23 protein-coding genes, 1 pseudogene and 1 riboswitch are annotated in these 25,288 nt (G+C 69.5%); of the genes and pseudogenes, 9 read left to right on the top strand and 15 right to left on the bottom strand.

Features of this window, described 5'->3' with window-relative positions:
- Positions 1-27 precede the first annotated feature (27 nt).
- From arsB to chrA, 3 genes are all read left to right on the top strand, one after another.
- The gene (arsB, locus tag ACE3TE_RS02325) at positions 28-1,092 is read left to right on the top strand and encodes an ACR3 family arsenite efflux transporter (protein WP_374601800.1); all 1,065 of its coding nucleotides are present in this window, start codon (positions 28-30) and stop codon (positions 1,090-1,092) included.
- Positions 1,093-1,124: 32 nt separating this feature from the next.
- Positions 1,125-2,012 (top strand): cation diffusion facilitator family transporter, encoded by an 888-nt coding sequence (locus ACE3TE_RS02320; protein WP_374601798.1) that lies wholly within the window; start codon positions 1,125-1,127, stop codon positions 2,010-2,012.
- 103 nt (positions 2,013-2,115) lie between these two features.
- Positions 2,116-3,300 carry a chromate efflux transporter gene (gene chrA / locus ACE3TE_RS02315; RefSeq protein ID WP_374601796.1) on the top strand — a complete coding sequence of 395 codons (1,185 nt, stop codon included), beginning with the start codon at positions 2,116-2,118 and terminating at the stop codon, positions 3,298-3,300.
- Between the two features lie 46 nt (positions 3,301-3,346).
- Here chrA and gcvP read toward each other — a convergent pair whose 3' ends face one another.
- The 7 genes from gcvP to pstS all read right to left on the bottom strand — a co-directional run bounded on the left by gcvP (position 3,347) and on the right by pstS (position 12,021).
- Positions 3,347-6,208, bottom strand: a complete 2,862-nt coding sequence (gcvP, locus tag ACE3TE_RS02310; protein ID WP_374601794.1) for an aminomethyl-transferring glycine dehydrogenase — start codon at positions 6,206-6,208, stop codon at positions 3,347-3,349.
- A 40-nt stretch (positions 6,209-6,248) separates the two neighbouring features.
- Positions 6,249-6,349, bottom strand: a riboswitch (glycine riboswitch).
- Between the two features lie 234 nt (positions 6,350-6,583).
- Positions 6,584-7,483, bottom strand: coding sequence for a YihY/virulence factor BrkB family protein (locus tag ACE3TE_RS02305; protein ID WP_374601793.1), 900 nt, complete (start codon positions 7,481-7,483; stop codon positions 6,584-6,586).
- Between the two features lie 112 nt (positions 7,484-7,595).
- Positions 7,596-8,306: a phosphate signaling complex protein PhoU gene (phoU, locus tag ACE3TE_RS02300; protein ID WP_374601791.1), complete on the bottom strand. Its 711-nt coding sequence runs from the start codon at positions 8,304-8,306 to the stop codon at positions 7,596-7,598.
- A 10-nt stretch (positions 8,307-8,316) separates the two neighbouring features.
- Positions 8,317-9,135, bottom strand: coding sequence for a phosphate ABC transporter ATP-binding protein PstB (gene pstB, locus ACE3TE_RS02295; RefSeq protein WP_374601789.1), 819 nt, complete (start codon positions 9,133-9,135; stop codon positions 8,317-8,319).
- The gene (pstA, locus tag ACE3TE_RS02290) at positions 9,128-9,991 is read right to left on the bottom strand and encodes a phosphate ABC transporter permease PstA (RefSeq protein ID WP_374601787.1); all 864 of its coding nucleotides are present in this window, start codon (positions 9,989-9,991) and stop codon (positions 9,128-9,130) included. The genes pstB and pstA overlap by 8 nt, the downstream gene beginning before the upstream one ends.
- Positions 9,991-10,959, bottom strand: a complete 969-nt coding sequence (gene pstC, locus ACE3TE_RS02285; RefSeq protein ID WP_374601785.1) for a phosphate ABC transporter permease subunit PstC — start codon at positions 10,957-10,959, stop codon at positions 9,991-9,993. The genes pstA and pstC overlap by 1 nt, the downstream gene beginning before the upstream one ends.
- Before the next feature lie 84 nt (positions 10,960-11,043).
- Complete coding sequence (gene pstS / locus ACE3TE_RS02280; RefSeq protein ID WP_374601927.1) at positions 11,044-12,021, bottom strand: phosphate ABC transporter substrate-binding protein PstS; 978 nt, start codon at positions 12,019-12,021, stop codon at positions 11,044-11,046.
- Between the two features lie 296 nt (positions 12,022-12,317).
- On the opposite strand from pstS, the gene ACE3TE_RS02275 reads away from it, so the two are divergent.
- Both ACE3TE_RS02275 and ACE3TE_RS02270 read left to right on the top strand, forming a co-directional pair.
- Positions 12,318-13,622: an OprO/OprP family phosphate-selective porin gene (locus ACE3TE_RS02275; protein WP_374601784.1), complete on the top strand. Its 1,305-nt coding sequence runs from the start codon at positions 12,318-12,320 to the stop codon at positions 13,620-13,622.
- 144 nt (positions 13,623-13,766) lie between these two features.
- Entirely contained in the window at positions 13,767-14,618 is an 852-nt protein-coding gene (locus tag ACE3TE_RS02270; protein ID WP_374601782.1) for a 2OG-Fe(II) oxygenase, read from the top strand.
- Here ACE3TE_RS02270 and nth read toward each other — a convergent pair.
- The 6 genes from nth to ACE3TE_RS02240 are packed head-to-tail and all read right to left on the bottom strand — an operon-like array spanning position 14,615 to position 19,919.
- Positions 14,615-15,250 carry an endonuclease III gene (gene nth, locus ACE3TE_RS02265; RefSeq protein ID WP_374601780.1) on the bottom strand — a complete coding sequence of 212 codons (636 nt, stop codon included), beginning with the start codon at positions 15,248-15,250 and terminating at the stop codon, positions 14,615-14,617. The two genes, ACE3TE_RS02270 and nth, sit on opposite strands and share 4 nt — an antisense overlap.
- Positions 15,247-15,891, bottom strand: a complete 645-nt coding sequence (gene rsxE / locus ACE3TE_RS02260; RefSeq protein WP_374601779.1) for an electron transport complex subunit RsxE — start codon at positions 15,889-15,891, stop codon at positions 15,247-15,249. The genes nth and rsxE overlap by 4 nt, the downstream gene beginning before the upstream one ends.
- On the bottom strand, positions 15,888-16,562 hold the full coding sequence (gene rsxG, locus ACE3TE_RS02255) for an electron transport complex subunit RsxG (RefSeq protein ID WP_374601777.1): 675 nt from the start codon (positions 16,560-16,562) through the stop codon (positions 15,888-15,890). The genes rsxE and rsxG overlap by 4 nt, the downstream gene beginning before the upstream one ends.
- On the bottom strand, positions 16,559-17,623 hold the full coding sequence (locus ACE3TE_RS02250) for an RnfABCDGE type electron transport complex subunit D (RefSeq protein WP_374601775.1): 1,065 nt from the start codon (positions 17,621-17,623) through the stop codon (positions 16,559-16,561). The genes rsxG and ACE3TE_RS02250 overlap by 4 nt, the downstream gene beginning before the upstream one ends.
- Entirely contained in the window at positions 17,620-19,119 is a 1,500-nt protein-coding gene (rsxC, locus tag ACE3TE_RS02245) for an electron transport complex subunit RsxC (protein ID WP_374601773.1), read from the bottom strand. Before rsxC ends, ACE3TE_RS02250 begins: the two co-directional genes overlap by 4 nt.
- 17 nt (positions 19,120-19,136) lie before the next feature.
- On the bottom strand, positions 19,137-19,919 hold the full coding sequence (locus tag ACE3TE_RS02240) for an enoyl-CoA hydratase/isomerase family protein (protein ID WP_374601771.1): 783 nt from the start codon (positions 19,917-19,919) through the stop codon (positions 19,137-19,139).
- A 156-nt stretch (positions 19,920-20,075) separates the two neighbouring features.
- On the opposite strand from ACE3TE_RS02240, the gene ACE3TE_RS02235 reads away from it, so the two are divergent.
- The 3 genes and pseudogenes from ACE3TE_RS02235 to ACE3TE_RS02225 all read left to right on the top strand — a co-directional run bounded on the left by ACE3TE_RS02235 (position 20,076) and on the right by ACE3TE_RS02225 (position 22,514).
- Positions 20,076-20,792, top strand: coding sequence for an FKBP-type peptidyl-prolyl cis-trans isomerase N-terminal domain-containing protein (locus ACE3TE_RS02235; RefSeq protein ID WP_374601770.1), 717 nt, complete (start codon positions 20,076-20,078; stop codon positions 20,790-20,792).
- A 62-nt stretch (positions 20,793-20,854) separates the two neighbouring features.
- A pseudogene (locus ACE3TE_RS02230) lies at positions 20,855-21,654 on the top strand (CoA pyrophosphatase).
- On the top strand, positions 21,654-22,514 hold the full coding sequence (locus ACE3TE_RS02225) for a sulfurtransferase (protein ID WP_374601768.1): 861 nt from the start codon (positions 21,654-21,656) through the stop codon (positions 22,512-22,514). The pseudogene ACE3TE_RS02230 and the gene ACE3TE_RS02225 overlap by 1 nt, the downstream one beginning before the upstream one ends.
- Before the next feature lie 45 nt (positions 22,515-22,559).
- On the opposite strand, the gene ACE3TE_RS02220 is transcribed toward ACE3TE_RS02225, so the two are convergent.
- On the bottom strand, positions 22,560-23,309 hold the full coding sequence (locus ACE3TE_RS02220; protein ID WP_374601767.1) for an enoyl-CoA hydratase/isomerase family protein: 750 nt from the start codon (positions 23,307-23,309) through the stop codon (positions 22,560-22,562).
- An 8-nt stretch (positions 23,310-23,317) separates the two neighbouring features.
- Positions 23,318-24,787, bottom strand: a complete 1,470-nt coding sequence (locus tag ACE3TE_RS02215; RefSeq protein ID WP_374601765.1) for a DUF4139 domain-containing protein — start codon at positions 24,785-24,787, stop codon at positions 23,318-23,320.
- Positions 24,788-24,825: 38 nt separating this feature from the next.
- Here ACE3TE_RS02215 and ACE3TE_RS02210 point away from each other — a divergent pair, with 38 nt between their 5' ends.
- Positions 24,826-25,287, top strand: a complete 462-nt coding sequence (locus ACE3TE_RS02210) for a copper chaperone PCu(A)C (protein WP_374601763.1) — start codon at positions 24,826-24,828, stop codon at positions 25,285-25,287.
- The last annotated feature ends 1 nt before the right edge of the window (position 25,288 follow it).

The following is a 25,288-nucleotide window of genomic DNA, read 5'->3' as shown; positions in this document are numbered from 1 at the left end:
CCGCACCCCCTGACCCGCGAAACCATCATGTCCATTCCGGAACCGCCCAGCATCGGATTTTTCGAACGTTACCTGACGCTGTGGGTGTTCCTCTGCATCGGTGCGGGCACCCTGGTCGGCCTGAACGCGCCGGCTTTCGCCCAAGCGGTCGGGGGCATGGAGGTCGCGCAGGTGAACATCCCGGTCGGCGTGCTGATCTGGGTGATGATCATCCCGATGCTGATGAAGATCGATTTCGGCGCACTCGGCGAGATCTACCAGCACCGGGCCGGCATGGCGGTCACGCTGTTCGTGAACTGGGCGGTCAAACCCTTCTCGATGGCGTTGTTTGGCTGGATCTTCGTCAAGCACGTGTTCGCCGGCTGGCTGCCGGCGGACCAACTCGACAGCTACATGGCCGGGCTGATCCTGCTTGGCGCGGCGCCCTGCACGGCGATGGTGTTCGTTTGGAGCAACCTGTGCCGGGGCAACGCCAACTTCACCCTGACGCAGGTGGCGGTGAACGACCTGGTGATGGTGTTCGCCTTCGCCCCGATCGTGGCGCTGCTGCTGGGTGTGTCTTCGATCCCGGTGCCCTGGGACACGCTGGTGCTCTCGGTGGTGATGTACATCGTGATCCCGCTGGCGATCGCCCAGTTCCTCAGGGCCCGGCTGCTGCGGCATGGCCCTGCCGCGCTGGAAGCGGCGCTGCGCCGGTTCAGTCCCGTTTCCATCGTTGCGCTGCTGGCGATGCTGGTGCTGCTGTTCTCCTTCCAGGGCAAGGCCCTCGTTGAACAGCCGCTGGTGATCGGCATGCTGGCCGTGCCGATCCTGCTGCAGACGCTGTTCATCGCCGCGCTGGGCTATGGCCTCAACCGCCGTCTGCGGGTGCGTCACGACATCGCCGGGCCGTCGACGATGATCGGCGCGTCCAACTTCTTCGAACTGGCCGTTGCCGTGGCAATCGTGCTCTACGGGTTCGAGTCCGGCGCCGCGCTTGCCACGGTGGTAGGCGTGCTGATCGAGGTGCCGGTGATGCTGTGGCTGGTGCGTGCGGTCAATTCGTCCCGCGCCTGGTACGAGCGTCCGGCGAGCGCGGTGGCAGGTTCCTGATGGGCGCCGGCCACGACCATGCCCATCCACATGTGTCCCCGGACGTCCTGGCCCGGCCGGGACGCGCCTTCGCGATCGGCATCGGGCTCAACCTGGCTTTCGTCGCCATCGAGGCCTGGTATGGCTGGAAGTCGGGCTCGCTGGCCCTGCTCGCCGATGCCGCGCACAACCTCAGTGACGTCGGAGGCCTGCTGCTGGCCTGGGGCGGGATGGTCGCGGCGGGGTTGAAGCCCGACGAGCGCCACACCTATGGCTGGCGGCGCGCCACCATCCTTGCCAGTTTCGCCAACGCGGTGATCCTGCTGGTCGCCATGGGCTCGCTGGCCTGGGAGGCCATCGGCCGCCTGGGTGAAAGCACGCCGGTGCATGGCGGCACCGTTATCGTTGTCGCGGCGGTGGGCGTGGTGATCAATTTCGCCACTGCCTGGCTGTTCCTGCGTGGCCGTGACGACCTCAATATCCAGGGAGCCTTCCTGCATATGCTCGCCGACGGGCTGGTGTCGGTCGGCGTCGTGGTCTCTGGCGCGCTGATGCTGTGGCTGGGCTGGGACTGGCTGGATCCGGTGGTCAGCCTGGGCATCGCCGCCATCGTGGTGGGCGGCACCTGGTCGCTGTTCCGAAAATCGCTGCATCTGCTTTTCGACGGCGTACCCGAAGGACTCAGCCTTCCCGCGATCCGGGCGTCGCTGGAAGCGGTCGAAGGCGTGGCCGCGGTGCACCATGTGCACGTCTGGGCACTGGGCACGTCAGAGAACGCACTGACGGCGCACCTGGTTCTGATCCCGGGTGCCGACGCGGACGCCGTACTTGCGCAAGCGCACCACGAACTCGCGCACGGACACCGCATCAGGCACGCAACCTTGCAGCTTGAGTCCGCGACGTATGCCGACGCTTGTGCGGCACGGGAGGAGCTCGGCTAGCCGGCGCGTGCCATCTGCTTGAACCGGTGGCATCCCGAAGGCACGGGTCCTGGTGCAATCGAGTGGCTGCGCGCGCCTTGTCCCGACCGCTACACTCACGCGCATGTCCTCCGGCATATTCACCAGCTTCCTGCGCCTGGGCCTGAGTTCCTTCGGCGGGCCGATCGCGCACCTGGGTTATTTCCGCGACGAGTTCGTGGTGCGCCGGGGCTGGCTGACCGAAAGCGCCTTCGCGCAGCTGCTGGCCATCTGCCAGGCGCTGCCGGGGCCCGCCAGCAGCCAGCTGGGCTTCGCGATCGGCCTGCTGCGCGGTGGCTGGACCGGTGGCTTGCTCGCATTCCTCGGCTTCACGCTGCCCTCGGCGCTGCTGATGTTTGGGCTGGCCGTGCTGGCGCCGCGCCTGGACGGCGGGCTGGCCCTGTCAGTGCTGGGCGGGCTGAAGCTGGTGGCGGTGGTGGTGGTGACGCACGGGCTCTGGGGCATGGCGCGCAGCCTCGTGCCGGACGGGTCGCGGGCGCTGCTGGCCGTGCTGGCCCTCGGCGCGATGCTTTTCTTCGGTGCGGCCTGGCTGCAGCTGGCGCTGATCGGCGCCGGTGCGCTGCTGGGCCTGGTGCTGTGCCGGCAGGTGGCGGCGCTGCCGAAGGGGACGCTTCCGGTCGCTTACGGCAAGGGTGCGGGTGGCGTCCTGTTGGTGCTGGTCCTTGCCGGCCTGGTGCTGTCCCTGTCGTTCGCGGGCGACGAGGCCAGCCTGCTGGCGCTGGGGGCGGCTTTCTACGAAGCGGGTGCGCTGGTCTTCGGCGGCGGCCACGTCGTGCTGCCGCTGCTGGAGCAGTCCACCGTGGCCACCGGCTGGCTGGCGCAGGATGACTTCCTGGCGGGTTACGGCGCGGCGCAGGTCATGCCGGGCCCGATGTTTTCGCTGTCGGCCTACCTCGGTGCGGTCGTGCCCACCGGGGAGGCGCCGGCGCTGGGGGCATTGCTCGCCTTGCTGGCGATGTTCCTGCCGGGCCTGCTGCTGGTGGCGGCGGTGCTGCCGCTGTGGGACGGGCTGGCGCGCCGGCGCGGTGCGCCAGCGGCCATCGCCGGCATCAATGCGGTGGTGGTCGGGCTGCTGGCCGCGGCGCTTGTCGGCACGGTCGCACCGGCTGGCCTCCAGGGGCCGGCCGACGTCGTGATCGCGGTGGCGGCGCTGGGTTTGCTCGCCTGGAAGCGCCTGAACCTTCTGTGGGTGGTGCTGCTGATCGTCGTCGCGGCCGTGGCCGCGGACCAGGTGGCCGGGTTGTCGTGACGGGGGGCGGACGCGCCGGCGCGATGGCCGGGGCCCGCCCCATGCCTCAGGCCTCTTCGGCTTCCTTGTAGGCGTCGACCGGGATGCAGGCGCACATCACGTTCTTGTCGCCGTAGACGTTGTCCACGCGCGCCACCGGCGGCCAGTATTTCTGCTGGCGCAGGCTGGCCAGCGGGAAGGCGGCCAGTTCACGCGGGTAGGCGTGGGTCCACTCGCTGGCGGTCACCGCGGTGGCGGTGTGCGGGGCGTTGCGCAGCGGGTTGTCCTCGCGGTCGAGCTTGCCTTCCTCGACGGCGCGGATCTCGTCGCGGATCTGGATCATCGCGTCGATGAAGCGGTCGAGTTCGTGCAGGGATTCGCTTTCGGTCGGCTCGACCATCAGCGTGCCCGCGACCGGGAAGCTGAGCGTCGGCGCGTGGAAGCCGAAGTCGATCAGGCGCTTGGCCACGTCCTCGGCGCTGATGCCGGTGCTGTCCTTGAGCGGGCGCAGGTCCAGGATGCACTCGTGCGCGACCAGGCCGTTGCGGCCGGTGTAGAGCGTCTTGTAGTGCGGCGCCAGGCGACGCGCGATGTAGTTGGCGTTGAGCAGCGCGACCTGGGTGGCCTTGCGCAGGCCGTGGGCGCCCATCAGCGTGATGTACATCCAGCTGATCGGCAGGATCGAGGCGCTGCCGAAGGTGGCCGCGCTGACCATGCCGACGTCGCCGCGGCCGCCCAGGGCCTTGGGCAGGAAGGGCGCCAGGTGCGCCTTCACCGCGCAGGGGCCGACGCCGGGGCCGCCGCCGCCGTGCGGGATGCAGAAGGTCTTGTGCAGGTTCAGGTGGCTGACGTCCGAGCCCCACTTGCCGGGCTTGGCCAGGCCGACCAGGGCGTTCATGTTGGCGCCGTCGGTGTAGACCTGGCCGCCGTGCTGGTGGATCACTTCACAGATTTCGACCACGTCTTCCTCAAACACGCCGTGCGTGGACGGGTAGGTGATCATCAGCGCCGCCAGGCGGTCGGAGTATTTCTCGGCGTTGCGGCGGATGTCGGCGAGATCGACATTGCCGTTGGCGTCGCACTTGGTGACGACGACGGTCATGCCGCACATCTGCGCCGAGGCCGGGTTGGTGCCGTGCGCCGACTCGGGAATGAGGCAGATGTCGCGCTCGGGCTGGCCGTTGGCGCGGTGGTAGGCGCGAATCGCCAGCAGGCCGGCGTATTCACCCTGGGCGCCCGAATTGGGCTGCAGGCTGACGGCATCGTAGCCGGTGCACTCGACCAGCATCGCTTCGAGCGTGTCGACCAGTTCGCGATAACCCGCGGCCTGGTCGGCCGGCGCCAGCGGATGGATGTTGGCGAACTCGGGCCAGGTCACCGGGATCATCTCGGCGGTGCCGTTGAGCTTCATCGTGCAGCTGCCCAGCGGGATCATGGTCCGATCCATCGCCAGGTCCTTGTCGGCCAGCGAACGCATGTAGCGCAGCAGCTCGTGCTCGCTGTGGTGGGTGTTGAACACCGGGTGCTGCATGAAGTCGGATTCGCGGCGCAGTCCGGCCGGCAGCGCGTCGGCAGTGGCGGCATCGAGCTCGTCGATGTTCTCGATGCGGGCACCGAAGAGCTTGGCCAGCGCCAGCACGTCCTCGCGCGTGCTGGTTTCGTCCAGGCTGATCGCCAGGCTGCGACCGTCGATGCGGCGCAGGTTGATGCGGGCGGCGGCGGCGCGGGCGTGCACGGCGTCGGCGTCCACGCCGGTGACGTGCAGGGTGTCGAAGAAGCCGGTGCCGACCTCGACGTCGGCCTTGCGCAGCGCCGTCGCCAGCAGCGCGGCGAGGCGATGCGTGCGGGTGGCGATGCGGCGGATGCCCTCGGGGCCGTGGTAGACCGCGTACATCGAGGCCATCACGGCCAGCAGCACCTGGGCGGTGCAGATGTTGGACGTGGCCTTCTCGCGGCGGATGTGCTGTTCGCGGGTCTGCAGGGTGAGGCGGTAGGCGGCCTTGCCTTCGGCGTCGATGGAGACGCCGATCAGGCGGCCCGGCATCGAGCGCTTGAAGGCGTCGCGGCAGGCCATGAAGGCCGCGTGCGGACCGCCGAAGCCGAAGGGCACGCCGAAGCGCTGGGTGTTGCCGACCACGATGTCGGCGCCCCATTCGCCCGGCGGGGTGAGCAGGGCCAGCGCCAGCAGGTCGGTGGCCACGCAGACCAGGCCGCCGCGCGCGTGCACGGCTTCGGCCAGGGCGCGGTAGTCATTGGCGTGGCCGAAGGTGTCGGGGTACTGCAGCAGCACGCCGAAGGCTTCGATGCCGGCCAGGTCGGCGTCGGCGGCGACCGCCAGTTCGATGCCCATGGGTTCGGCGCGGGTGCGCAGCACTTCCAGGGTCTGCGGGTGCACGCCGGCGGACACCGCGAACACGTTCGACTTCGACTTGCCCGAGCGCTTGGCCAGGGTCATCGCCTCGGCGGCCGCGGTGGCTTCGTCGAGCAGGGAGGCGTTGGCGATCTCCATGCCGGTGAGGTCGGCGCACATGGTCTGGAAGTTGATCAGCGCTTCCATGCGGCCCTGGGAAATCTCGGCCTGGTAGGGCGTGTAGGCGGTGTACCAGGCGGGGTTTTCCAGGATGTTGCGCAGGATCACGTTCGGCGTGTGGGTGCCGTAATAACCCTGGCCGATGAAGCTGCGGAAGACCTGGTTGCGGCTGGCGACGGCGCGGATCTTGGCGATTGCCTCGACTTCGGAAATCGCCTCGGGCAGGGCCAGCGGCGTGGCCGACTTGATGCTGCCGGGCACGATGGCGTCGGTCAGCGATTCAAGGGACTCGTGGCCGACGGTGCGCAGCATGTGCGCGATTTCGGCGTCGTTGGGGCCGATGTGGCGTTCGAGGAAGGCGTCGTGGTGCTCGAGCTGGCGCAGGCTGTCGCGATTCATGGTCGATCCGGACAAGGGAAGGGTCCGTGCATGCCGCACGGGGCGCCCCTCTGTCCTTTTGCCTGAGAGTTTTGGGCCGCGGTCCCTGCGGTCCATGCCCCTTCGGCGCCGGCTGGTTCCGGTCTCTCCAGAGTCGCTCGCGCGGTTGCGGTTCCGGGTCCTGAGCGATTACGGGCGTTACGCCTTCGGCGCTGGCCGTGGCCAGCCTCTCCCGCTCCGCGCATCGAGCCCCGCCATTCTACCCGATGGCCGTGACGGTGGGGAAAACCGGGGTCAGAGTCGATTTTCCCCTTCGATGCCACCCGACCCCGTGCCCGCCCGGCGGGAAAATCGACTCTGACCCCATTTTTCAAAATTCGACTCTGACCCGGGTTTTCAGGCCCGGCGCAGGCGCTCGTCCATCACCGCCGTGACCAGGGCGCCCGAGAAGAACACCAGGGCGGCGTAATAGATCCAGACCAGCAGCAGCACCAGGGTCCCGAACGAGCCGTAGGCGCTGCCGGGCGCCGCCTCGGCCAGGTACAGGCCGATGGCCCAGCGACCCAGCACGAACAGGCCCGCCGTGATCGCGCCGCCGATGAAGGCGCGCCGCCAGGGCACTGGCCGGTCGGGCAGGAAGCGGTAGAGCAGGGCGAAGACCAGCACGTACATCAGCAGCGTGACGAGGTTGCCCAGCAGGGGCAGCAGGGACGGGGCATGGGCCAGCAGCACCTGCAGCGCGGTGGCCAGCATCGTGGACACCAGAAGCAGGAAGCCCAGCGCAAACACCACGCCGAAGGAAAACACCCGCTTGCGCAGCCAGGGCAGCAGGCCGGCAGGAAGGTCCGTGGGGTCGGTGCTGAAGATGCGGTTGAGGGTGGACTGCAGCCGGGCAAAGACCGCCGTCGCGGCGACGAACAGCAGCAGCGTGCTCCACCAGCCCGCCAGCGAGCCGATGTCGGGCCGGTCCTCGGCGTTTTCGATCACGGTGCGCGCCACTTCACGGGCATTGTCGCCGGCGACCACGCCGATCTGCTCCATCAGGGCGCCCTGGGCCGGCGGGTACAGCGAGGCGGTGAGCCAGAGCACCAGCACCAGCAAGGGAGCCAGTGACAGCATCGTGTAGAAGGACAGGGACGCGGCGTGCGTCAGCAGGTCGATTTCGATGAAACGCCGCAGGGCTTCCGCCGGCAGGCTGTCGCGCAGCGCGGCGAGGCGACGGGCGAGGCGGGCGCGAAGCCCGCGTCCGGGAGCTGCGGGAGCGTCGTGCCGCGCTGGAATTTGCCTGGCCGTCATGGCCCCATTATGGCGGCCTCAGGCGCGGTTGCCTGAAGCGGGCCCGTGGGAGGGACTTCAGTCCCGATTGCAGCAGATTGGGACTGAAGTCCCTCCCACAGGGGTGCCGGGATCAGGCGCTGCCGACCTGGCTGGTCAGGTCGCCCTTCTCGCGGTCGCCTTCCGGCAGTTCGCCGTGGACCAGGAACCAGGTGTTCTCGGCGATGTTGGTGGCGTGGTCGCCGATGCGCTCGATGTTCTTGGCGATGAACAGAAGGTGGGTGCAGGCGGTGATCTGGCGCGGGTCCTCGGCCATGTAGGTCAGCAGTTCCCGGAACAGGCCGGTGTACTCGGCGTCGATCTCGACGTCGCGGCCACGCACGGCGATCGCGCGGTCGGCGTCGCGCTCGCGATACGCCTCCAGCGCCTCGTTCACCAGGGCGCTGGCCAGCTTGGCCAGGGCCGGCAGGCCGCGGGCGGCGGAAACCGGCGCGGTCTGGTTGAGCACCATCGAGCGCTTGGCGACGTTGGCCGCGTAGTCGCCGATGCGTTCGATGTCGGAGGAAATGCGCAGCGCGGCGTAAACCTCGCGCAGGTCGCGCGCCATCGGCTGGCGCAGGGCGAGCAGGCGCAGCACGTCGTGGCTGACCTCGTGCTCGAGTGCATCGATGGCCTCGTCGTTGGCCACCACGCGCATGGCCGCCTGGCTGTCGCGCCGCTGCAGCACGTCGATGGCCGCGTCGAGCTGAGCGACCGCGATCTGGCCCATGCGGATGATTTCGCCGTCGAGCCGCTTGAGCTCGTCGTCGTAGCTCTTGACGATGTGGTCGTTGGAGTGGGGCATGCTGGGTTCCTCAGCCGAATCGGCCGGTGATGTAGTCTTCGGTCTGCTGCTTGTTGGGCTTGGTGAAGATGGTGGTGGTTGGGCCATGTTCGACCAGCTCGCCCAAGTACATGAAGGCGGTGAAGTCCGAACAGCGCGCCGCCTGCTGCATGTTGTGGGTGACGATCAGGATCGTGAACTGCTGCTTGAGCTCGGCGAAGAGCTGCTCGATCTTGCCGGTGGCGATCGGGTCGAGCGCCGAGGTCGGCTCGTCGAACAGGATGACCTGCGGCTTCAGGGCCACCGCGCGCGCGATGCACAGGCGCTGCTGCTGGCCGCCGGACAGGCCCAGCGCGGTCTGCTTGAGCTTGTCCTTGACCTCGTCCCACAGCGCCGCCTGGCGCAGGGCTTCCTCGACGCGGTTGGCCATGTCGGCCTTGGACAGCTTTTCGTAGTGGCCGATGCCGTAGGCGATGTTGTCATGGATCGACATCGGGAACGGCACCGGCTTCTGGAAGACCATGCCGATCTTGCTGCGCAGCTTGTTCAGCGGGTACTTCGGATCCAGCACGTCCTCGCCGTCCAGGATCACCTGGCCGCTGGCGCGCTGGCCCGGGTAGATCGAGTAGATGCGGTTGAACACCCGCAGCAGCGTCGACTTGCCGCAGCCCGAGGGACCAATCAGCGCGGTCACCTTGTTCTTCGGGACCTCGAGGTTGATGTCCTTGAGCGCGGTGAAGTCGCCGTAGTGGAAGGCCAGGTCGCGCGCGGCCAGCTTGACCTCCGACGGCGTGGCGTCGGTGGCCGCGTTCGGCACGGCGGTGGCGAAGGTGATCGGGGCGTTAGTCATGTTGGGTCTTGTTTCGCAGGAGAAGGAAACGTGCGAGCAGGGACACCGTCAGCACGAACAGGGTGATCAGGAAGGCGCCGGCCCAGGCCAGCTGGTTCCAGTATTCAAACGGACTCATCGCGAACTGGAAGATCGTCACCGGCAGGTTGGGCATCGCCGTGCCCAGGTCGGTGTTCCAGTACTGGTTGTTGAAGGCCGTGAACAGCAGGGGCGCAGTCTCGCCGGAGATGCGCGCCAGCGCCAGCAGCACGCCGGTGATGATGCCCGGCAGGGCGGCGCGGTAGAGGATCTGCGTGGTCACCTTCCACTGCGGGATGCCCAGCGACAGCGCGGCTTCGCGCATCTGCGAAGGGACCAGGCGCAGCATCTCGTCGGTGGTGCGCACCACCACCGGCAGCACGATGAAGGCCAGGGCAATCGCGCCGGCCCAGCCCGAGAAGCTGCCCGTGGTACGCACCACCAGGGTGTAGATGAACAGGCCCAGCACGATCGAGGGCGCCGACAGCAGGATGTCGTTGACGAAACGGATGACCTCGCCGATCTTTCGCGAGCGGGCGTATTCCGACAGGTAGGTGCCGGCGGCAATGCCCACCGGCGCGCCCATCAGCACGGCCAGCGAGCTCAGCATCAGCGAGCCGACGATGGCGTTCTTCAGGCCGCCGGTTTCCTGCCCGGGCGGCGGGGTCATCTCGGTGAACAGCTGCAGGCTCATCGCGTCGATGCCCTTGCTGATCGTGACCCACAGGATCCAGACCAGCCAGAACAGCCCGAACAGGGTGGCGGCCGCGGAGAAAACCATGGCCAGGCCATTGACCAGCCGGCGGCGGATGTACAGGTTGCGGGCGACGGCGTTCATCAGTTGCCCTCCCGCTTGGCCAGGCGCATCAGCATCAGCTTGGCGATCGCCAGTACCACGAAGGTGACGATGAACAGCACGAAGCCCAGCGCCAGCAGCGCCGACTGGTACATCGGCGTGGTCGCCTCGGCGAACTCGTTGGCGATGGACGCGGCGATCGAGTTGCCGGGCATCAGCAGCGAGGCGTGGATGTTGTGCGAGTTGCCGAGCACGAAGGTGACGGCCATCGTCTCGCCCAGCGCGCGGCCCATGCCCAGGAAGATGCCGCCGATCACCGCCGAGCGGGTGTAGGGCAACACGATGTCCCAGACTACTTCGAAGGTGGTCGAGCCCAGCGCGTAGGCCGATTCCTTCAGGCGGTTGGGCACGGTCATGAAGACGTCGCGCATCACCGAGGAAATGAAGGGGATGACCATGATCGCCAGCACGATGCCGGCGGTCAGCATGCCGATGCCCAGCGGCGGGCCGGAAAAGAGCATGCCGACGAAGGGCAGGGCGCCCAGGTTTTCATCGACCCAGGGATAGACGTTGTCGGCCAGGAAGGGCGCCAGCACGAACAGGCCCCACATGCCGTAGATGATCGACGGGATGCCGGCCAGCAGTTCGATGGCGGTGCCCAGCGGCTGCCGGATCCAGGCCGGCGCCACTTCAGTCAGGAACAGTGCGATGCCGAAGCTCACCGGCACGGCGATGATCATCGCGATGACCGTGCTGACCACGGTGCCGTAGATCGCGACCAGCGCGCCGTATTCTTCGGTGACCGGGTTCCAGGCCGTCGAGGTCAGGAAGCCGGGACCGAACTCCATGAAGGCCTCGCGGCCGCCCCAGAGCATCGAGAGCGCGGCAAGGCCCAGCGCGACCAGCACGAACCAGCCGGCCAGCGTGACGATGTTTCGGAACGCCCAGTCACGGAACGCATCGGAACGATGCGGGCGGTCGACGGGACTCGGGGCGGAAGCGGTGTGCATGCGCGGCGCTCTTGTGTTGGTGCCTGCGGTCGTAAGCAGGCCCGCGCGCCGTGTGGCGCGCGGGCCGGTTCAGCGGATTGCCGGTTACTTGAAGCTGGCGGCCCAGTAGGCTTCGATCTGCCCGACCAGGGCGTCCGGCAGCGGCACGTAGCCGAGCTGGGTGGCCGACTCGTCGCCGTTCTCGTAGATCCAGTCGAAGAAGTCGCGGGCGGCCTTGTTGCCTTCGGCGTTCTTCGGCTTCTTGGACATCAGGATGAAGTTGGTCGCGGCGATGGGCCAGGCCTCGTCGCCCGGGGCGTTGGTCACCACCAGGTAGAAGTCCTTGGCCTTGCCCCACTCGGCGCTGGCCGCGGCGGCCTGGATCGAGGCGTTGGAGGCTTCGACGAACTTGCCGTTGGCGTTCTTCATGGTGGCGTAGGCCACCTTGTTGGTCAGCGCGTAGGACAGCTCGATGTAGCCGATGGCGCCCTTGATCTGCTTGACGTAGGCGGTCACGCCTTCGTTGCCCTTGCCGCCCACGCCGGTCGGCCAGCGCACGGAGGTGCCTTCACCGACCTTGGACTGCCATTCCGGCGAGACCTTGGACAGGTAGTTGACGAAGTTGAAGGTGGTGCCCGAGCCGTCCGAGCGGTGCACGACGGTGATGCGCAGGTTCGGCAGGGTCACGCCCGGGTTCAGCGCGGCGATCGCCGGGTCGTTCCACTTGCTGATCTTGCCCAGGTAGATGTTGGCCAGGGTGGCGCCGTCGAGCTTGAGGCCGTTGGCGGCGATGCCCGGCACGTTGAAGGCCGGCACGATGCCGCCCATCACCGACGGGAACTGGGCCAGGTTCGAGGCGGCCAGGTCGTCGGGCTTGAGCGGGGCGTCGGACGAACCGAAGTCGACGGTGTTGGCCTTGATCTGGGCGATGCCGCCGCCCGAGCCGATCGACTGGTAGTTGACGCGGTGGCCGGTGGCTTCGTTGTAGTCGGCCGACCAGCGGGACATGGTGGGGAACACGAACGAGGCGCCGGCGCCGGTGATTTCGGCGGCCTGCGCGGCGGGGGTGAAGCTGGCAGCCATGGCCGCGGTGGCCAGGCAGAGCGTCAGGGTCTTGAGCACGGAACAACTCCTCGAAGGATGGGGACGACTTCGGGGCACTGCCCCGATGCCGGGCCATTACAGGCCGGTCCGGTGACAAGACTGTTGCTTGTTGGTTACAGGCGTATGACAGTGCCGGCCAGCCGCCGCCAGCGGGCTGTCACCTCGCTGTCATGGAACGCTCAAGCAATTGTCATGCGGTGGGATCAGCCTGTGTACGCTTCCTTAACAGGTCCTCGCCGGTCGCCCGGCCCACAACTCTCCATGGAGTGCATGACATGCGTTTGACTCTCCTGGCCGCTTCGCTCGCGGCCGCCCTCACCGGCCTCGCGCCCGGTGCCGCCTTCGCCCAGCAGGCCAGCGATCCCGAGATCGCCGAGCTCAAGGCCCAGTTGGCCGTCCTGATGAACCGCATCGAGGAACTCGAAGCCCGCGACGACGCCCAGTCGGCCGTCAATGTCGATACCGCCGAGGCGATCAAGACCGTGCAGGCGAACCAACCCAAGGTCGAGACCAAGGGCGGTCTGAAAGTGACCTCGGCCGACGGGAAGGCGTCCTTCAGCGTGGGCGGCCGCCTTCATTTCGACGGTTACGCCTGGAACCGCGATCTCGCCGCCACCACCGGCACCACCGAGTTCCGCCGCGCCCGCCTGACCCTGGGCGGCACGGTCGCCGGCTGGGAATACAAGATGGAGCAGGACTTCGCCGCCGGCAGCAACCTCGACGGCCTTCGCGATCTGTACATCGCCCGCAATCTGGGCCCCGGCAAGCTGACGATCGGCCACTTCAAGCCCTATCGTTCGATGGAGGAGCTCACCAGCTCCAACGAGATCCTGATGTTGGAGCGCCCCTTCGCTTCGGCGACCGGCCTGTTCAGCGGCCGCCAGTTCCAGCAGGGCGTGGGCTATCTGGTCGCCGGCGACAACTGGACCGCGGGGGGTACGGTGTTCAATCTCCGCGGCGCCTCGGGCCCGCGCAACGAGGGCATGGGCTTCTCCGGCCGCACCACCTGGGCACCGGTGATGGGATCCGAGCAGGTGCTGCACCTGGGCGCCTGGTACAGCCACGAGAACATCAACCAGGGCTCGAGCAGTCTTTCGGCGAGCGCCAATTACGCCGGCCGCCGCGGCCCCAGCCTCGGAATCGCGAGTTCGCCCGGGGCTGGCGGTGAACAGGTCGACGCACTGGGCGTGGAGGTCGCGGGCATGTTCGGCCCGGTTTTCTTCCAGTCCGAGTACGCCAATGCCAGCTTCGGCCAGCCGCTGGGCGCTGACCAGGACGTGCAGACGTTCTACGCCCAGGGCAGCGTGATGCTCAACGGCGGCCGCAAGGTCTACAAGGCGGGCAGCGGCGTCTTCGGTTCGCCCAAGGTGGCCGACCGCGGACTCTGGGAGTTGACCGCGCGCTTCGACCATATCGAGAACCAGGACATCGCCGGCCTCGAGGCCACTACCTGGGCCCTGGGCATGAATTACTACATCAATCCGAACCTGCGACTGATGTTCAACTATACCCAGGGTGACAACGACTTCAGCGGTGACGAGACGGGGCAGTACGCGCTGCGCACCCAGTTCAACTTCTGAGTCCTGTCGGTGTCGGCGAGGCCGCGATCCGGTTCTTCCGGGTCGCGGCCTCGTGCTTTTCGGGGCATGCACGGGGCAGGGCGACCACACGGCCATTGGGCGGTAACATCGGCCGGGACACGACCCGACGAGCCCGGAGCCCCGATGACCACGCTTGAGCTTCCCGCTTCTTCCCGCCAATGGATCATCGACCAGGTCCGCGCCGGGCGCGAACCCTTCGAGCTGGTGCACGACTTGCAGGGGGAAGGATGGTCGCAGGAGCAGGCCCTGGCTGCGGTCCAGGACGTCGTCCACGGACTGATGGTGGAACACGCCCGGGCCAACGGCCTGCCGGAGCCAACGCCCGTGCCCGAACCGATGGACCGCGCCGGTCCGCACCTGCTCGACGGCGGCGACCGCCGGGTGGCGGTGCTCGCCAACCTCAGGCACCCCCGCGTGGTCGTGATGGGCGGCCTGCTGTCGGACGAGGAGTGCGATGGACTTATCGGGCTCGCCCGCCAGCGCCTCCAGCGTTCGGAAACCTTCCTGCTCGACGAGGGCGTCAGCCAGGTGCACGAGGCCCGCACCAGCGAGGGCATGTTTTTCACGCGTGGGGAGAACGCGCTCTGCCAGCGCATCGAAGCGCGCCTTGCCAGGTTGTGCGCCTGGCCGGTCGAGTTCGGCGAGGGACTGCAGGTCCTTCGCTACGGGCCCGGCGCGGAATACAAACCGCACTTCGACTACTTCGATCCCGAAAAGTCCGGGACCGCAGGCATCCTTGCCAATGGCGGCCAGCGCGTGGCCTCGATCGTCATGTATCTCAACAATCCCGAAGCGGGCGGCGAGACGACCTTTCCCGATGCCGGTTTCAACGTCGCGCCGATAAGGGGCAACGCCGTGTTCTTCAGCTACGACCGCCCCCACCCGATGACGGGCACCCGCCACGGCGGCGCGCCTGTGCTGGCGGGCGAAAAGTGGGTCGCCACCAAGTGGCTCAGGCTGGGTGAATTCCGCTAGCCGAGGGTCTTGTCCCGATAACGGCACAGGTCCCGGATGACACAATTGGGACAGTCGGGCTTGCGTGCCTTGCACACGTAGCGGCCGTGCAGGATCAGCCAGTGGTGGGCGTCGAGCCGGTATTGCGCCGGCACCGCCTTCATCAATTTGTCTTCGACCGCGCGTACGGTCTTTCCCGGTGCCAGGCCGGTGCGGTTGGACACCCGGTAGATATGCGTGTCCACGGCGATCGTCGGTTCACCGAAGGCGGTGTTGAGCACCACGTTGGCCGTCTTTCGGCCGACGCCGGGCAGGGCTTCGAGCGACTCACGGTCGCGCGGGACTTCGCCGCCGTGTTTTTCCACGAGGATCCGACAGGCGGCGACCACGTTCGTGGCCTTGGCGTTGTAGAGCCCGATGGTCGAGATGTATTTCTTCAGGCCGTCCTCGCCCAGCGCCAGGATCGCTTCTGGCGTATTGGCCACCGGGAACAGCCGCCGCGTCGCCTTGTTGACGCCGACGTCGGTGGCCTGTGCGGACAGTGTCACCGCCACCAGCAGCTCGAAGGGCGTGCTGTACTCGAGCTCGGTGGTCGGTTTGGGATTGAGTTCGGCCAGGCGCGCGAACAGCTCCTGGCGGTCGGCTGCCTTCATGCCGCGCCCCGAGCGCGTCGCTGTCGCCAGGCCTGCCGGGTTGCCACCAGCCCGGCCAGCACGACGAAGGCGCCGACCGGCAGGATCGCCAGCACGAAGCCCGGGTAGCCGTCCGCCGCCAGTTCCAGGCCGGGCAGACCGAGCAGGGCACCGGCGCCGGCAAACAGGCTGCCTTCGCCGATCAGCTCGCGCAGCGCACCGATAAGCAGCAGCACCCACAGGAAACCCAGGCCGATCGCCAGCCCGTCGAGCGCGGCCCGGCCGGGGTCGTTGCGCGAGGCGAAGGCCTCCGCCCGGCCCATCAGCGCGCAGTTGGTGACGATCAGCGGGATGAACAGGCCCAGCACCGCATGCAGCTGCGGCAGGTAGGCGCGCATGGCCAGCTCGATCGAGGTCACCACCGCGGCGATGACCATGATGAAGGCGGGGATACGCACGTCGCGGCGCGTCAGCCTGCGGATCGTCGCGACCGCGGTATTGGTGACCAGCAGCGCCAGCACCGTGGCCAAGCCCAGGCCCAGCGCATTGACCGCGTTGTTGCTGACCGCCAGCAGCGGGCACAGGCCCAGCAGCTGCACCAGTCCGACGTTGCCGCTGGACAGGCCGTATTCGAGGATGGCGCGGGGCGAGGCGGGGCTCATCGGGCGGGCGGGGGGTCGATCGGGGCGTCGTCGAAGGAAAGTGTAGCGCCGGCCTCGGCGGCGCGGACCGCGTCGCCATGCGCGGCGGCGAAGTCGAGCGCGCGGCGCACCGCGGACACCACCGCGCGCGGCGTCAGCGTCGCGCCGGCGAACTGCGGGAAATGGCCGCCGTCGCGCTGCACGCGCCAGCGTTCGCGCGCCGGGTCGGCCAGCGATCGCCCCTCGAAGCCCCGGATCCAGTCGCTGCGCCCGGCTTCGATGTCGTCGCCCAGGCCCGGGGTTTCCTGGTGGGCGGTGATGCGCACGCCCAGGACCGTGCCGGCAGGGTCCAGCGCCACCAGCAGCCGGATCGGGCCCGAATAACCGTCCGGCGCCGTGGCTTCGAGCACCAGCGCCGACGCCTCGTCCGCCAGCCGCGCCCGGTACACGGTGGCGGTCGGCTGGCCGAGCCAGGCAGGTGCCTGCACGGTCACGCTGTCGGCGATCGGGTCGTTGTCGTAGCGGTCGGCGGGCAGCACGATTTCCAGCGCCTGCAGCCGTGCCCTGCGTTCGCTGTCGGCGATCCGGTCCCGCGTCAGCACCCAGGTGCCGGCCAGGAGCACCGCCGCGGCCAGGCCGGCCAGGGCCAGCTGGGCGCCGGCGCGCAGCGATTCGCGCAGGCTTGTTTTCATGGCGCGGCGTCCCCGCCCGGTGCGCGGTTTTCACCGAGGATGCGCGGGCGCGTGTGCGCGTCGATCCACGGCGCCGCGCAGTTCATCAACAGCACGGCGAAGGCGACGCCGTCCGGGAAACCGCCCCAGCGCCGGATCGCCAGGGTCAGCAGCGCGACGCCGGCGCCGAACACCAGCCGCCCGCGCGGCGTCGTGCAGCCGCTGACCGGATCGGTGGCGATGAAAAACGCCGCCAGCACCAGGCCGCCGGAAAAAACGTGCTGCAGCGGGAAGGGATGCAGGTCCGTGTCGGCGAGCCAGAACGGCAGCGCCAGCAGCACCACCGTGCCCAGGGTCGCCACCGGCACCTGCCAGGGGATCACCCGCTTGAACAGCAGGAACAATCCGCCCAGCGCGAAGAAGTTGGCCACCCACTCCCAGCCGCGGCCGCCAAAATCGCCGAACACCGGCGCGCCGCGGATTTCCGCCAGCGTCGCGCCCTGGCTGCCGAGCGTGCGCACGGTGTCGAGCGGCGTCGCCTGCGCCAGCGTGTCCCAGCCCCAGGGCGCGGGCAGCTGGCCGGTGAAGATCGCCACCAGGCTGTCGCCGATGCCGGGCGCACCCATCGCCTCGTCCAGGCCCGCAGGCGCGAGCCACTGCGTGAACACGCGCGGGAAGGCCAGCAGCACGACCGCGACGCCGGCCATCGCCGGATTGAACAGGTTGTGGCCCAGGCCGCCGAACAGGTGCTTGGCGAAAACGATCGCGGCGAGCATGCCGATCGCCGCCAGCCACCAAGGCGCCAGCGGCGGCAGGCACAGCGCGAACAGCACCGCGGTAAGCGGGGCGCTGAGATCGGTGAGGAACGGCCGCAGCGGCTTGCCGCGAAGCTTCAGCATCGCGGCTTCAAAGCCCATCGCGAACGCGACCGCCAGCAGGATCTGCACGAAGATGCCGGGTCCGAAGAACCAGCCGTGCGCAAGCACGCCCGGCACCAGGGCCAGCAGCACCAGGCCCATGGTGCCGCGCACGCTGCGGCGCGGCGGCAGGTGCGGGGCCGGCGCGGTGTCGAAGGTCCTCACGGGCGGTCGCCGGCGTCGTCGGCGGCGGCGCGTTTGGCGCGGGCCCGTTCCAGCGCCGCCGCCACCGCGTCCGGGCTGGCGGCGGCCTTGCGCGCGGCCAGGCGCGCTTCGCGTTCGCGCGATTCGCGCTCGAGTCGTTCGCGCCGGCTTTCGTAACGCAGGCGAGCGGCTTCGGCGGTAGCGGCGTCGGCGTCGCGGGCCAGCAGTTCACCCTTCGCAAGCCGGAACTGCTGGGTCAGCGGGATGTGGCTGGGGCAGACCAGGTCGCAGCAGCCGCATTCGATGCAGTCGAACAGGCCCTGGCCGCGGGCGTCGTCGAGACGGCCGGCGCGGGCCTGCCACAGCAGCTGCTGCGGCAGCAGTCGCGACGGGCAGGCGCTGGCGCAGTCGCCGCAGCGGATGCAGGGCATTTGATCGTCACCCCGGCGCAGCTCCGCCTCGCCCAGCACCAGCACGCAGTTGTGGGTCTTGCCGATCGCGAACTCATCGTGGGGCAGGGCGGTGCCCATCATCGGGCCGCCGAGCATCAGCCGCCGTGCGGCCGGCGTGTAGCCGCCGGCGTGCGCGACCAGGTCGCAGATACGCGTGCCCAGCGGCACGATGAAGTTGCCCGGCTGCGCGACGCCGGGACCGGTGACGGTGACCACTCGTTCGACCAGGGGCTCGCCCAGCGCGACCGCGCGCCAGGCGGCGCGTACGGTGCCGACGTTGAGCACGATCACGCCGATGTCGCGGGGCAGGCCGCCGCGCGGCACCTCCAGGCCGGTCAGCACCTGGATCAGCTGGCGTTCGCCGCCTTCCGGGTAGCGCGTGGGCACCACCACCAGCTCGACCTGGCCCTCGCCAAACGCCTGCACCGCCTCGGCGCAGGCCGCCGCTGCCTCGTCCATGCTGTCCTCGACCGCCAGCAGCACGCGCGTCGCGCCGCTGGCGCGGGCCAGCAGGCGGGCGCCGCGCACCACCTCGTCGGCGTGTTCGCGCAGCAGGGCGTCATCGCAGGCGATCCAGGGTTCGCATTCGGCGCCGTTGATCACCAGCGTCGCGCGTGCGGCCGCCAGTTTGCCCGCGGTCGGGAAACCGGCGCCGCCCAGTCCGACGATGCCGGCCTCGCGGATGCGCGCACGGATGGCGTCGGCGCCCGCATCCTCCGGCAGCGCGGGCAGGGCCTGCACCGGTCCGTCCGGCATGGGCTCGATCACGACGTGGGCCACGTCGATGCCCGGGCTGCCCGGCAGCGCACGGGGTTCAATCGCGATCACCCGCCCGGCCACCGGCGAATGCAGGTCGGCACCGGCGCCGGCGCCGGCGCTGGCGATCCGCTGGCCGAGCGCCACGACCTCACCCACCGCGACCGTGGCCTCGGCCGGCAGGCCGGCATGTTGAAGCAGCGGCAGGTACAGCCGCGCCGGCGGCGGCAGCCGGTGCAGCCCGCCGGCGGTGGACGCGGCTTTGTGGCCGGGCAGGTCCAGGCCGCCGTGGAAGCGGAACAGGCGCACGGCCGCCGGGGGTCCGCTCAGCGACCGCTGAAGCTGGGCTTGCGGCGGGCCAGGAAGGCGTCGGTGCCTTCCTTCATGTCGTCGGTGGAGAAGGTCACCGCGAACACCTGCGTCTCGTGGTCCAGGCCCGTATCGAGCGGCGCCTCGCCGCCCAGCACGATCGCGTCGAGGATGCCGCGCAGGGCCAGCGGGGCGGCATGGGCGAGCTGGGTGGCCAGCGCGTCCACTTCGGCGTCCAGCTGGTCCGCGGGAACCACTTTCGTAAGGATGCCCAGCTCCGCCGCGCGCGCGGCCGTGATCGGTGCGCCCAGCAGGCACAGCTCCAGCGCCACGCCGCGCCCGGCCAGCCGCAGCAGGCGCTGGGTGCCGCCGAAACCAGGCACCAGGCCCAGGTTGATCTCGGGCTGGCCGACCCTGGCGCTATCGGCCGCGATGCGCAGGTGGCAGGCCATGGCCAGCTCCAGGCCGCCGCCGAGGGCGAAGCCGTTCACGCGGGCGATGACCGGCTTGCCGAGGCGTTCGATGCGGGTCATCAGGGCCTGGCCATGGGCGGAGAAGTCACGCGCCTGGGCCGGGCTGAGCCCGTTCATTTCGGCGATGTCGGCGCCGGCGACGAAGGCCTTGGGGCCCGAGCCGGTCAGCACGACCACGCGCACCGAAGGTTCGGTGGCTGCGTCGGAGAATGCGGAATGCAGTTCGGTCAGGGTTTCGCGGTTGAGCGCGTTGAGCTTGTCGGGGCGGTTGAGGGTGATCCGGCGGATCCCGTCCTTGTCCTCGACCAGCAGGGTATTGAAGGCCATTTCGTAAAACTCCGTTAAGCGGGGAACTCAGGGCGTGCGCAGCGGTCCCAGCGGGGCCGGTGGCGTGATGTCAGTGGCGGTTCAGCCGTGCGGGGGCTATCCTAGCGCGGCATTCGGGGCACCACACCGCCCCTTCCAACCAACGGAGATTCCCTGATGAAGTTGCGTCTGATGGCTGCCTGCCTGGCGGCTTTTGGTCTGAGTGCCGGCGTCGCGCTGGCCCAGTCCGCCCCGGCCAATGCGCCGACGCCCCCCCCGGCCAACAAGCCGGTGCTGAGCTATGCCATTGGCTACGACCTGGGCAAGGACCTGGCCGACCAGAAGGTTGACGTCGACATCAACCAGGTCATCAAGGCCCTGCAGGACGGCTTCGCCAAGCGCGCGCCGGCCCACCCCAAGGAGCAGATGGACGGTCAGCTGGCCGGCCTTCAGGCCCGCATGGTCGCCCAGGCCCGCGCCGAGTTCGAGCGCGTCGCCAACGAGAACAAGTCCAAGTCCGACGCCTTCCTGGCCGCCAATCGCGGCAAGCCGGGCATCACGGTGCTGCCGAGCGGCATCCAGTACCGCATCATCGAAACGGGCACCGGCGCCAAGCCGACCCCGAACAGCACGGTGAGCATGCACTACCGTGGTTCGGTCTCGACCGGCCAGGAGTTCGCCAACACCTACGCCCAGCAGAACCCGACCCCGGCCTCGTTCAAGGTCAGCGAGTTCCCGATCCGCGGCGTCCAGGAAGTGCTGGCGCTGATGCCGGCCGGTTCGCGCTGGGAAGTGTTCCTGCCGTCCGACAAGGCCTTCGGCAACGACCCGCGCTCGCCGGTCGGCCCGGGCCAGGCGCTGGTCTTCGACATCAAGCTCGAAAGCGTCAAGTAACCACCTGCGCGGGGCCGCGCCGGCGACGGCGCGGCCCCTGCGTTTTCCGGACCACGAAAGCCATGACCTCCGGTTTCCGCGCCGTGCTCAGTCCCTGCATCGGCATCTGCTCGCTCGACGCCGGCGGTTTTTGCGAAGGCTGCCACCGCAGCGTCGCCGAGATCGCGCGCTGGGCCCAGATGGGCGACGACGAGCGCCTGCACCTCATGGAAACCGTGCTGCCCGCCCGCGAGGCGCTGCGGGTGTGAGCCCGCCGTTCGACCCGCTCGAACGCCTTCCGCAAGCCCTGCATCCGCTGGACCGGCCACCACCCGGCCCCGGCTGGAACCATGCCGAACTGGCCGACCTGCTGCCCGCCGGCTTGCCGCTGCGCAAGGCCGCCGTGTTGGTCGCCCTGGTTGAACGCCCCGGCGGCCCGCAGGTGCTGCTGACCCGCCGGACCGAAGCGCTTCGCCACCACGCGGGCCAGATCGCCTTCCCCGGCGGCCGCATCGAGAACAGCGACGCCGATCCTGTCGAAGCGGCCCTGCGCGAAGCCCACGAGGAAGTCGGTCTCGCCGGCGCGCTGTCGACGCCGCATGGTTATCTCGATCCCTTCGTCACCATCACCGGTTTCCACGTGTTCCCGGTCGTGGCCAGCGTGCGCGACGGCTTCCGGGCCGTGCCCGATCCGTCCGAGGTGGCCGAGGCCTTCGAGGTGCCGCTGCATTTCCTGCTCGACCCGGGCAACGTTAACGTTCTGGACGTGGACTTCCAGGGCAGGCGGCGGCGCATACTTGAGTTCCGCTACGGCGGGCACCGCATCTGGGGTGCCACCGCGGCGATGCTGGTCAATTTCCGCCACCGACTGGAGCAGGGATGATGCACTGGACCACCTTGGTTTCCGCCGAAGACCTGGCCGCGCGACTGGGCCAGCCCGGGCTGGTCGTGGTCGATTGCCGGCACGCGCTGTCCGACCCGGAGGCGGGCGCGGCGGCGTGGGCCAGCGCACACCTGCCGGGTGCCGGCCACGCCGACCTCGAGCGTGACCTGTCCCTGCCCGGCGGCCCGACCCACGAAGGGCGGCATCCGATGCCCACCGCGGCGCAGTTCTCGGCCCTGCTGGGCCGGCTGGGCGTCCGGCCCGGCGACCAGGTCGTGGCCTATGACGAAGAGACCGGGGCGATGGCGGCGGCCCGTTTCTGGTGGCTGCTCCGGCTGTTCGGCCATGACCGCGTGGCGGTCCTGGATGGTGGCATCGCGCGCTGGCGGGCGCTGGGCCTGCCGCTGGACACCAGTGCGCCGGTTCCCGCGCCGCCGTACCCGGGCGACTTCGACCGCGATGCCTTCCTGTCCAGCGACCAGGTGCAGGCCCGCCTGGCTGAACCGCCCGGCTGGTTGCTCGATGCGCGTCCGCCGGAGCGCTTCCGCGGCGAAGTGGAACCCCTGGATCCCGTCGCGGGGCATATTCCCGGCGCGGTGAACCGGCCGTTCCCGGCCAACCTGTCCGAAGGGCGCTTCCAGCCGCCCGACGAACTTCTGCGCCAGTTCCACAAGCTGCTGCGGGGACGCAAGCCGGAAGACGTGGTGCTGTCCTGCGGCTCCGGCGTCACCGCCTGCCACAACCTGCTGGCGATGGAACACGCCGGCCTGCACGGGGCGCGGATCTATCCGGCGTCGTGGAGCGGCTGGGTGGCCGACCGGTCGCGGCCGGTGGAGACCGGGGCCGGCGGCGAGGGCTGAGGGCCGTCGCCGACGGGGTGTTCGACGCCGGTCGGCGGTGCGCGCCTATTTACCGAGCCGGGCCACCAGCGCCTGCAGCGCCGCCTGCGTGTGCGGCGAATTCCATTCGGCCAGGAATCCGTCGAGATCGTCGTCGTGGAAATCCGACAGCGCCGAGACCAGGTCCGCGCGCGCCAGCCGGCGGGTGGCCAGCATGGCCTGGGACGGCAGCTTCAGCAGCTCCTCCAGCCAGACCAGGGCGCGCTGGGTGACATGCTCGGCGTCGGTCAGTTCGTCGACCAGGCCGATCGCCAGCGCGTGTTCGGACTCGACCAGTTCGCCGGCCACCAGCAGGCGTTCGGCGCGGTAGGTGCCGACCACCCGGCGCAGCAGGTGCTGGATGGCGTCGGGCGCCACCAGGCCCACCTGCACTTCGTTGAGACCGATCCGGAAGGGGCCGCGCGCCATGATCCGGTAGTCGCAGCACAGCGCCAGCACGCAGCCGCCGGCGGGGCTGTGGCCGCCAAGGGCGGCGGCGACCGGCACCGGCGACGCGGCGATGGCGCGCGCCGCTGCGAACAGCGACGCCCAGCCCGCCTTCAGCCCGGCGGCATCGAGCGACATCAAGTGCGGCACGTCCATGCCGGCCGAAAACACCTTCGTGCCGCCGGACAGGATGATCGCGCGGGCGCCTTCCGCCGGCGCCGTCTCCACCGCGGTGCGCAGGGCCGCCAGCAGCTCCGGCGTCAGCGCATTGACCGGCGGACGCGCCAGCTGGATTTCATGGATGGATCCGTGGCGATGGATCTGGAGCATGGGAGACCTCAGGGCAGGCGGACGTCGGGAGCCCAACGATAGCGCACCGTGTAGCGCAGCTGCGTCTCGCCGCCGGCGGGCACCGCGATTTCGAAGCCGGCGGCCTGGGCGTCGAGCTTCTTCGCCGGCACGCTGCTGTCGGTGATTTCCCAGTCGGTCCAGCGCGACAACACTTCCCGCACGTGCACCGTCGCCGCCTCGTCCTTCGCGTTACGCAGCGTCAGTACGACGGTTTCGGTCATCGTGCGGCCGCTGCGGTCGATCTGGAAATCGGCGCGCTCGCGTTCGGCGGTGATGTCGAACACCGTGCCCAGCGCCAGCGACACCTTCGCCTGCGCGGGGGTGTGGCCCAGCGTGGCCTCGCCGAGGAAATCCTTGCCGTCGAACACGCGCACGCGGCCGGCGGGCAGCGGCAGGCCGAGGCCGGCGGACTTCGCGTTCTCGAAATGAAGGTTCGCGATGACCGGCTGTTCGCCTTCCTGGCGGTTGTAGTTCGGGTCGATCATCGGCTGCGGCGGCTGCCACTCGCCCATCGGCGAACGGGTTTCGAAGCGGCGCTCGCAGGCGACGCCGCTGGCTGCGTCCACCAGCGGCAGGCGCTGCACGCTGCCGGTGGGCAGGTCGCCGGTGCCGGGCAGGCGGTAGGCGTGGTATTCGCCCGAGGCTTCGGGGGCCGGCGCGGCATCGGCCACCACCATCATTCGCTCGGCCTTGCCGGCCATCGGCGCGGCGTAGCCGCCGTCGGACACGCGGTTGGGCTGGCCGGCGACCAGGCTCAGGCCGACGTCGCTGAAGTCCATGCCCGAGGTATTGGCCACCATCGCGGCGCCATCGAAGTCCATCCGGCAGGCCTTGCCCTGGCCGCGCAGCGTGGCCTGGTATTCGGCGCGCCAGGCCAGGCCGCCGGTGGCGTAGCTAAGCGCGAAGCTCTCGCGGCCGGCGCGCGGCGCGTTGATCGTCCAGGCCAGGCCCGGCTCGGCGGCCAGGCCTTCGGGCAGGACCGGCAGTTCGAAGCTGGCGTAGTTCGACAGCACTTTCACCCGCCCGTCCGGAAGCTGCAGCGTGAGGCCATTGCCGGCCGCGAGCAGGGTGCCGGTGTGGCGCTCGAGGCCATTGCCGACACTCTGTTCGACGGTGACCGTCTGGCCGATCGCCCGGCGCAGCAGGGCGTCCTGGTCGGCCAGCGCGAAGTCGTAGCGCTGGCCGCGCACGCGGGCCTGGCCCTGCGGCTCGAGGCGCACCGAACTGGCGTCCAGGGCCTGGGGCAGCCGGGAGTAACGCACGGTGTTGTCGCCGGACTTCAGGTCCCAGGCCAGCGTGGCGTCCACCAGCGCATGGCCGGCGTTGGCCGGGTAGCCGCCGGAGCGCGCGACGGCGTCGAAGTCGCCGCTGTAGATGGTCAGGCGGGTGTCGTCGGCGGCGACGCCGGGCGAGGAGATGGCGGCCGCGGTGGCGAGGGCGAGCAGGTGGTATTTCATTCAGGGCTCCGGTGCGGGCGTGGGATTACTATAGGCCGATGAACGCACGACGCTTCCGGATGGGGTTGTCCCTGTTGATGCTGGCTTCAGCCTTGCCGGCCCTGGCCGCGCAGGGCGAAACCGACGCGGGCTGCCGGCCCGTCATCGAGTCACCCTGGGTGCGCGCGGCGCCGCCCGGCGCGGCCTCGCTGGCTGCCTACCTGGTGCTGCGCAACCCCTGCGACGCGCCGGTGGAAGTGGTGGACGTGGAGAGCCTGGACTTCGGCATGCCGATGATCCACCGCACGGTCGAAGAAGGCGGCATGAGCCGCATGCGCCCCGCCGGCAAGCTGGTGCTTGCACCCGGCGAATCGCTGCGCTTCGAACCCGGCGGCCTGCACCTGATGCTGATGCGCCCGCTGCGGCCCCTGGCCGAGGGCGACGTCGCCCGCGTGCGGCTGGTGCTGGCCGATGGCCGGCGCCTGTTCGCGGAATTCCCGGTGCGCCGCGCGGCGCCCTGAG

The sequence above is a fragment of the Arenimonas sp. genome, assembly GCF_041919775.1.
GTDB lineage: Bacteria > Pseudomonadota > Gammaproteobacteria > Xanthomonadales > Xanthomonadaceae > Arenimonas.
The sequence above is the reverse complement of the archived record's forward strand: the minus strand, read 5'-3'. Positions and strand labels throughout refer to the sequence as shown.